The organism is Paracoccus sp. (in: a-proteobacteria), from assembly GCF_030604785.1.
Lineage (GTDB): Bacteria > Pseudomonadota > Alphaproteobacteria > Rhodobacterales > Rhodobacteraceae > Paracoccus.
In genome coordinates this window covers 51,311-58,476 of the sequence record NZ_JAUVVF010000018.1, presented here as the reverse complement: position 1 = coordinate 58,476, position 7,166 = coordinate 51,311, and the positions used below count along the sequence as shown (strand labels likewise).

Below are 7,166 nucleotides of genomic sequence, written 5' to 3'. Positions count from 1 at the left end.
TTCCAGACGCAGCCGCCAGCCGGATTCCTCCTTGGCGATTTCCTGCAGGCGCTTGGTGCGGGCCTGCGCCTCGCGCCGGATCTCGTCCAGCGCGGCGCGGCGGGTCATGGTGGCGATGCGCGCGGCCTCGACCCCGGTGCGGGCATGTTCAAGCGCCGCCGCCGCATCGGCACGGTCGGGCAAGGCGGCCAGCTGGTCCTCGGCCTCGGCCAGGCGGGCGCCGGCATCATCGGCATCGGCGCGGTGGCGGGCCAGTTCGGCGCGCGCGGCCTCGGCGCGGCTGCTGGCCAGCGCCAGATCCGATTCGGCGCGGGTCGCGGCGCGCACGGCATCCGACAGCAGGCGTTCAGCCTCGCGCCGCGCATCGCGGGCGGATTTCTCGGCCTCGGCGGCGTCCTGCAGGGCGGCGCGAGCAGCGTCATGACGCTCGGTCGCCTCGTCGGCGCGGGCGCGGGCGGCCTCGGCCTGCCCGGCGATCTCGGCCAATTCGTTGACCTTTTGCAGATGCAGCGCGGCCGAGGAGGACGCATCCCCCGCCATGACCCGCACCCCGTCCCACCGGAACAGATCACCGGCGGGCGTCACCAGACGCTGGCCGGGCTGCAAGGCACCCTGCAACGCCGCTGCGCGGGCCGCATCGGGAACCAGAGCAATTCGCGACAGGCGGCGGGTAAGGGCGGCGGGCGCGCGCACATGAGGGGCCAGCGGGTCGGCACCCTTGGGCAGGGGTGCCGAGGGCAGGTCGGGCAGGTCATGCCAGCCACTGCCCGCATCGGTCAGCGGCAGCGACAAGTCGTCGCCAAAAGCCGCGCCAAAGGCGGCCTCGTAGCCTCGCGCGACCTGCACATGGTCAAGGATCGTGGCACCGCCCGACTGGCCGCGTTCGACCAGACGGCGCAGGGCGGCCATCTCGGCGGCGAGGGCGGCGGCCTCGCCCTCGGCCTCGGACCGGGCGGCGCGGGCGGCGGCCTCGGCGGCTTCCAGCGCGGCGCGGGCTGCCTCGGCATCGGACAGCGCGTCCTCGGCGGCCAGTGCGCGGTCGCGGGCCTGATCCTGCGCGGCATCGGCCTGATCCAGCGCGGCGCTGGCGGCCTCGCCCGCCGCATCGGCGGCGGCGACGGCCTCGTCGGCCTCGGAGGCGGCGCGCTCGGCGCGCTGCATCATCGCGCGCAGGTCATGGGCCAGTCGCTCGGCGGATTGGTGGCGGGCGGCCAGACGCGCGGCCTCGTCGGTCAGTTCGGCCAGACGCGCCTCGACCTCGCGCAGCGCGTCGGATGCGGCTTCGGCGGCCTCGGAGGCAGCCTCAAGCCGGGCCTCATGCCCCTGCCCGGCCTTCTCAAGCTCGGCCTTTTCCCAGGCCAGACGGGCGACGACCTCGACCGCGTCGCGGTTCAGCACCTCTTCGCGGTCGATGTCGCGGTCAAGCTGAGCGATGCGGGCGGTCAGGGCGCGGATCGCGTCCCCTGCGCGGGTCTCGGCCTCGGTCAGGCTTTCCTGTTCGACCTGCACGCGTTGCAACAGGGCAGCGGCGATCTGGTCCTCGTCGCGCAGGGCAGGCAGGCCGTCCTCGGCCTCGGCGCGGCGTTCCTCGGCCTCGGTCGCGGCGGAGCCTGCCTCCTGCGCGGCGCGGATCGCCTGTGCCAGAGCCTCGGCAGCAGCCAGACGCGCGGCCTCGGCATCCGACCAGCGGCGATAGAGCAGCACGCCCTCGGCCAGCCGCAAAGCCGCGCCGATCTCGCGGTAGCGCGCCGCCGCCCGCGCCTGACGGGCCAAGGTGGCGGCCTGGGCGGATAGCTGGTCCAGCGTATCGTCCACCCGCGTCAGGTTCGCCTCGGCCCCGTTCAGCTTCAACTCGGCCTCGTGGCGGCGGGCATAGAGGCCGGAAATCCCCGCGGCCTCTTCAAGGATGCGGCGCCGGGCCTTGGGCTTGGCGCTGATCAATTCGCTGATCTGCCCCTGCCGCACCAAGGCCGGGCTGTGCGCCCCGGTCGAGGCATCCGCGAACAGCATCTGCACGTCGCGGGCCCGGACATCCTTGCCCGCGATCTTGTAGGCGCTGCCCGCGTCGCGGGTGATGCGGCGGGTGATGTCGAACTGATCCTCGTCGTTGAAACCCGCAGGCGCCAGCCGGTCACGGTTGTCGATCGTCAGCGAGACCTCGGCATGGGCGCGGGCGCTGCGCCGCGTGGTGCCGGCGAAGATCACGTCCTCCATCCCGTCGCCGCGCATGGCGGTGGGGCGGTTCTCGCCCATGACCCAACGCAGGGCCTCCAGCAGGTTGGACTTGCCGCAGCCATTGGGGCCGACCACGCCCGTCAGACCCTCGCGGATGACCAGATCGGTCGGGTCCACGAAGCTTTTGAAGCCATTCAGGCGCAGGCGGTCAAAGCGCAAGGTCGGGTCCGTCAGATCGGGTGGCCGGGACGCGGCCAGATTCGGGCAATGGCGGATTGTCCCCGCAGGGGCCGCCCAAGTCAACCGACCCGCTAGATGTCGAGGCCGAGGCCGGACTTATCCACAAGATGCGGCCTTGGCCCCCTCTGGCGCGGTGGGGCGCGGGGCGCTACTCTGCGCGCATGATCCGCGTTCTCGCCCTGATCCTGACCTTCCAGCTTGGCGGTGAGATCGCCTCGCGCGCGCTGGCCCTGCCGCTGCCCGGCCCGGTGGTCGGGCTGGTGGCGCTGGTCTTGGCCTGCCTGCTGCGCCCCGGCCTGGCCGAGGCGATCCGGCCCACCGCGCAGGGCCTCTTGGCGCATCTGTCGCTGTTCTTCGTGCCCGCTGGCGTCGGCGTGGTCGCGCATTGGGACGTGCTGCAAAGCCACGGGCTGGGGCTGGCGGTCGCGCTGATGGGCTCGACCGCGCTGGCCATCGCGGCGGGAGCGCTGGCCTTCACCGCCGTCGCCCGCCTGACCGGAACCGAGGAACCGCAGGCGCTGAAGGATCAGGGACGTGAGTGATCCGGCACTGATCTGGTCCTATCTGGCGCAGGGGCCGCTTCTGTGGCTGACCGCGACGCTGCTGGCCTATCTGGCGGGCGACGCGGTCTTTCGCGCGGCGGGGCGGCGCAGCATCGCCAACCCGGTTCTGGTCGCAGTCGCGCTGCTGGCGGTGCTGCTGTGGCTGACCGGCACCGATTACGCGACCTATTTCGGGGGCGCGCAATTCGTCCATTTCATGCTTGGCCCCGCCACCGTCGCGCTGGCGCTGCCGCTTTACGACAACCTGCCCCGCATCCGCCGCGCCGCCCTGCCGATGCTTGCGGGACTGCTGGCGGGATCGAGTGTCGCTGTGATCTCGGCGCTGGCCATCGCGCGGGCCTTCGGGATCGAGGGCGGCGTCCTGGCCTCACTGGCGCCCAAATCGACGACCGCACCCGTCGCCATCGGCATCGCCGAGCGGCTGGGGGGCCAGCCCACCCTGACGGCGGCGCTTGTGCTGCTGACGGGCATCTTCGGCGCGATCATCGTGACGCCGATGCTGAACGCGCTGAAGATCCGCGACTGGCGGGCGCGCGGCTTTGCGGTGGGCGTGGCCGCCCACGGCATCGGCACGGCGCGCGCCTTTCAGGTGAACCCCACGGCGGGCGCCTTTTCCGGCATCGGCATGGGGCTGAACGCGGTGCTGGCCGCGATCATCGCGCCCCTCGCGCTGCGGCTGTTTGCGGGTTAGCCGATCTCGGACAGGATTGCCTGAGCGGCGGCCCGAGGGTCCGGGGCCTGCCAGATCGGGCGCCCCACGACAATGTGGTCGGCGCCGGCCTGCAGCGCGGCGGCGGGCGTCTCGACCCGCTTCTGATCGCCACGGGCCGCACCTGCGGGCCGCACGCCGGGCGTCACGATCAGCCCCGATCCCGGCAAGGCACGGATCGCAGCTGCCTCGCGCGGGGAACAGATGATGCCGTCGGCGCCCGCCTCGAAGGCGCGGGCGGCACGTTCAACCGTGATCTCGTGCAGATCGCCCGCACGGATCAGCCCGGCATCCAGATCCGCCCGGTCCAGCGAGGTCAGGATCGTCACGCCCAGGATTTTCAACCCCGTTCCCGCCGCGCCCTGCTTGGCGGCCGCAACCACATGCGGATCGCCGTGGACGGTCAGGAAATCCAGATCGAACTGCGCCAGCCCGCGCACGGCGGCCTCGACCGTGGCGCCGATGTCAAAGAGCTTCATGTCCAGGAAGATGCGCTTGCCGTGTTCGTCCTTCAGCTCGCGCGCAAGCGCGAGGCCGCCGCCGGTCAGCATGCCCAGCCCGATCTTGTAGAAGCCCACGGCATCACCCAGACGCCCGGCCAGATCCAGCCCCGCCACGGCATTCGGCACATCCAGCGCCACGATCAGCCGGTCATCCATCGCCCGTTTCTCCTGTCATCGAAATCGGCGCCTTATGACATGCGAGCCGGGCGCTTGAAAGCCGCCGCAAAGCACCCAAATCTGGTTCATCAGACCCGGATGGGGGCGTGCCGCGAACGGGCGCCCGCGACCCGGGGGCTTAGCGAAAGGAGTGACCCGATGAACATGGACAAGTTCACGGAGCGGTCGCGCGGCTTCATCCAGGCCGCACAGACCATCGCGATCCGCGAGAATCAGCAGCGCGTGATGCCCGAGCATCTGCTGAAGGCGCTGATGGATGACGATCAGGGCCTCGCCTCGAACCTCATCACCCGCGCGGGCGGCGATGCCCGCCGCGTCAAGGAGGCCGTAGATCAGGCCGTGGCCAAGCTGCCCCGCGTCACCGGCGGCGGCGGGCAGGTCTATATCGACCCCGCCCTCGTGCGCGTTCTGGACGAGGCCGAGCAGGTCGCGAAAAAGGCCGGCGATAGCTTCGTCCCGGCCGAGCGGATGCTGATGGCATTGGCGCTGGTGAACACGAATGCCCGCGACGCTCTGACGGCGGGCGCCGTGAACGCGCAGGCGCTGAATGCGGCGATCAACGACATCCGCAAGGGCCGCACCGCCGACAGCGCCTCCGCCGAGGACAGCTACGAGGCGCTTGAGAAATATGCCCGCGACCTGACGGCGGCGGCGCGGGACGGCAAGATCGACCCGATCATCGGTCGCGACGAGGAAATCCGCCGCGCCATGCAGGTCCTGTCGCGCCGCACCAAGAACAACCCCGTCCTGATCGGTGAACCCGGCGTCGGCAAGACCGCCATCGCCGAGGGCCTTGCCCTGCGGATCGTGAACGGCGACGTGCCCGAGAGCCTGCGCGACAAGCGGCTGATGGCGCTGGACATGGGCGCGCTGATCGCCGGTGCCAAGTATCGCGGCGAGTTCGAGGAACGGCTGAAATCCATCCTGAAGGAGATCGAGACCGCAGCCGGCGAGATCGTGCTGTTCATCGACGAGCTGCACACGCTGGTCGGCGCCGGCAAGTCCGAAGGCGCGATGGATGCCGCAAACCTGATCAAGCCCGCGCTGGCGCGGGGCGAGCTGCATTGCGTGGGCGCCACGACGCTGGACGAATACCGCAAGTATATCGAAAAGGACGCGGCCCTTGCCCGGCGCTTCCAGCCGGTTCTGGTCGAGGAGCCCACCGTCGAGGACACGATCAGCATCCTGCGCGGCATCAAGGAAAAATACGAACTGCACCACGGCGTCCGCATCAGCGATGCGGCACTGGTCGCCGCCGCGCAGCTGAGCCACCGCTACATCACCGACCGCTTCCTGCCCGACAAGGCGATCGACCTTGTGGACGAGGCCGCCAGCCGGTTGCGGATGGAGGTCGACAGCAAGCCCGAGGAACTGGACCAGCTGGACCGTCAGATCCTGCAGATGCAGATCGAGGCCGAGGCCCTTAAGAAGGAAGACGACGCGGCCAGCAAGGACCGGCTGGAACGGCTGGAAAAGGACCTCTCGGACCTGCAGCAGCAGAGCGCCGCGATGACCGCCCGCTGGCAGGCCGAACGCGACCGGCTGGAGGGTTCGCGGACCCTTAAGGAGCAGCTGGACCGTGCGCGGGCCGAGCTGGACCAGGCCAAGCGCGAGGGCAATCTGGCGCGGGCGGGCGAGCTGTCCTACGGCATCATCCCGGGGCTGGAAAAGCAGCTCGAGCAGGCCGACGGCGAATCGCTGATGGTCGAGGAGGCCGTGCGCCCCGAGCAGATCGCCGAGGTGGTCGAACGCTGGACGGGCATCCCCACCGCCAAGATGCTGGAGGGCGAGCGCGACAAGCTGTTGAAGATGGAACAGCAGATCGGCCGCCGCGTGATCGGGCAGGCCGAGGCGGTCACCGCCGTCTCGAACGCGGTGCGCCGCGCACGGGCGGGCCTGAACGACGAGAACCGGCCGCTTGGCAGCTTCCTGTTCCTGGGCCCGACCGGTGTCGGCAAGACCGAGCTGACCAAGGCCCTGGCCGAATACATGTTCGACGATGACGGCGCGATGGTCCGCATCGACATGTCCGAGTTCATGGAAAAGCATTCCGTGGCACGGCTGATCGGCGCGCCTCCGGGCTATGTCGGCTATGACGAGGGCGGCGTCCTGACCGAGGCCGTGCGCCGCAGGCCTTATCAGGTGATCCTGTTCGACGAGGTCGAAAAGGCGCATCCCGATGTCTTCAACGTGCTGTTGCAGGTGCTGGATGACGGGGTGCTGACCGACGGCCAGGGCCGGACCGTGGACTTCAAGCAGACGCTGATCATCCTGACCTCGAACCTCGGATCGCAGGCGCTGTCGCATCTGCCCGAAGAGGCCGATGCCAGCGATGCGCGCCATCAGGTGATGGAGGCGGTGCGGGCGCATTTCCGCCCCGAATTCCTGAACCGTCTGGACGAGATCATCATCTTCCGCCGCCTGTCGCGGTCGAACATGGACGGGATCGTGCAGATCCAGCTTGCGCGGCTGGAAAAGCGGCTGGCCGGGCGCAAGATCACGCTGGATCTGGACGATGCGGCGCGGATGTGGCTAGCCGATCAGGGCTACGACCCGGTCTTTGGCGCACGCCCGCTGAAGCGGGTGATCCAGCGCGCGCTGCAGGACCCGCTGGCGGAGCTGCTGCTGTCGGGCGAGGTGCTGGACGGCAGCGTCGTCAAGGTCACGGCGGGGCCGGACGGGCTGATCGTGGGCAACCGCGTGGGCAAGGCGGGCGACCGGCTGGGGGCGGTGGGCGAGGGTCCGCGCCCGGATGTGCCGGTGCATTGACCCCCTGCAAACGAAAAAAGGCCCCGCAAT

At 70.2% G+C, this 7,166-nt stretch carries 5 protein-coding genes; 3 read left to right on the top strand and 2 right to left on the bottom strand.

Going from position 1 to position 7,166, the window contains the following annotated elements:
• The coding region (locus QAR72_RS07905; RefSeq protein ID WP_304616824.1) for an AAA family ATPase at positions 1-2,394 on the bottom strand (2,394 nt) is incomplete at its 3' end.
• 182 nt (positions 2,395-2,576) lie between these two features.
• Here QAR72_RS07905 and QAR72_RS07900 point away from each other — a divergent pair.
• Positions 2,577-2,957 carry a CidA/LrgA family protein gene (locus QAR72_RS07900; RefSeq protein WP_304616823.1) on the top strand — a complete coding sequence of 127 codons (381 nt, stop codon included), beginning with the start codon at positions 2,577-2,579 and terminating at the stop codon, positions 2,955-2,957.
• Positions 2,950-3,669, top strand: coding sequence for an LrgB family protein (locus QAR72_RS07895; protein WP_304616822.1), 720 nt, complete (start codon positions 2,950-2,952; stop codon positions 3,667-3,669). Before QAR72_RS07900 ends, QAR72_RS07895 begins: the two co-directional genes overlap by 8 nt.
• Here the strand turns inward: QAR72_RS07895 and pyrF are convergent.
• Positions 3,666-4,346, bottom strand: coding sequence for an orotidine-5'-phosphate decarboxylase (pyrF, locus tag QAR72_RS07890; protein WP_304616821.1), 681 nt, complete (start codon positions 4,344-4,346; stop codon positions 3,666-3,668). The two genes, QAR72_RS07895 and pyrF, sit on opposite strands and share 4 nt — an antisense overlap.
• A gap of 159 nt (positions 4,347-4,505) precedes the next feature.
• Between pyrF and clpB the strand changes: the two genes are divergently transcribed.
• Positions 4,506-7,136: an ATP-dependent chaperone ClpB gene (gene clpB, locus QAR72_RS07885; RefSeq protein WP_304616820.1), complete on the top strand. Its 2,631-nt coding sequence runs from the start codon at positions 4,506-4,508 to the stop codon at positions 7,134-7,136.
• Positions 7,137-7,166: the final 30 nt, after the last annotated feature.